1 protein-coding gene is annotated in these 1,112 nt (G+C 32.1%); it reads right to left on the bottom strand.

The window, feature by feature from the left end; all coding sequences use genetic code 11:
• On the bottom strand, positions 1 to 1,112 hold a 1,112-nt coding region (locus SLH52_RS23210), incomplete at both ends, for a hypothetical protein (RefSeq protein WP_320211560.1).

The following is a 1,112-nucleotide window of genomic DNA, read 5'->3' as shown; positions in this document are numbered from 1 at the left end:
TTCTTATACTCTCTACCAAAGCTAAATCCTCTGATGTAATATCTCCATTCTTTACTGCCCATCCAAGAGCCTCACTGTCGTCATTTGCCCACAGATAGGTACCAAGCAAGACTCTACCTTCTCTCTCCCTCAAATATATCTTGTAATATTTTCTTTGGGAGAACCAGGTTCTTGAATTAATATCAATTGAATTTACAACCGTAGCTTGATCTTCAACTTGATTACATGGATCTATCAAAAAGGCATATTCGATTTTATCATCTTGTTTAATTTTTGCTATATTATCGTACAATTCAATCACTTGCCATTCTGAATTGTGTCCATTAATGTTATGAGATAGTTTATCTTGATTGCTTTTTAGGGTTACCCAACCATTGTTCATTTTTATCACTATTGTTTTCTTAAATAGTAGTCGTACACGGTATCTAGTTCTACGTATATACCAGCCACGAATCGTAAAAAATAAATTTATAGAAAGTAATATCGGTGCCACAATTATTGATTCTGAATTAGGAATCAAGTTGCTGAAATGCCCTGCTATTAATGCTATAGCAGCAAATATAATAGTGAATGTGATACAGAGTGCCCAATAACCTACAACATTTGATTCTATAGACCACTTATTAGCCTGTATATGAAATTGATCATCTTCATCTCTTATTTTCTCTACATTATCGAACATGTCCGTTCCTTGAATCTCATCTAAATTGGTTAAGTCCAATAGTAAAACATACTCAATTTTTTCATCTTTTTTGACCTTGGCTATTCTCCCATCATATATTTCAAGCAATGTCCATTCATATGTATGTTTTAACTCTTTTATAAGGTTTATATAATTATGTTCAGCCTTATCCATTAATTTATAAATTTCTGCTACATCCTTTTTCTTTACCACCTTGTTCCCTTTGTTATCGTTAATCAGTCTTACTTTCATACGTATATCAGCGCTTGCTACGAAATATTGAAATGTTGGATATAATAACAGTAGAAAAACGATTGCCATAAAATCATAAAAATTAAAACCTTTGAAAGATAAGTATATGATTCCTGCAATTGCAGGACCGGTTCCAATAGCATATAAGATGAAATCGAACACTAAATCACTTACTTTA

The organism is Cytobacillus sp. IB215665, assembly GCF_033963835.1.
Lineage (GTDB): Bacteria > Bacillota > Bacilli > Bacillales > SM2101 > Nanhaiella.
Note: the sequence above shows the minus strand (reverse complement) of the source record. Positions and strands in the feature narration are given on the sequence as shown.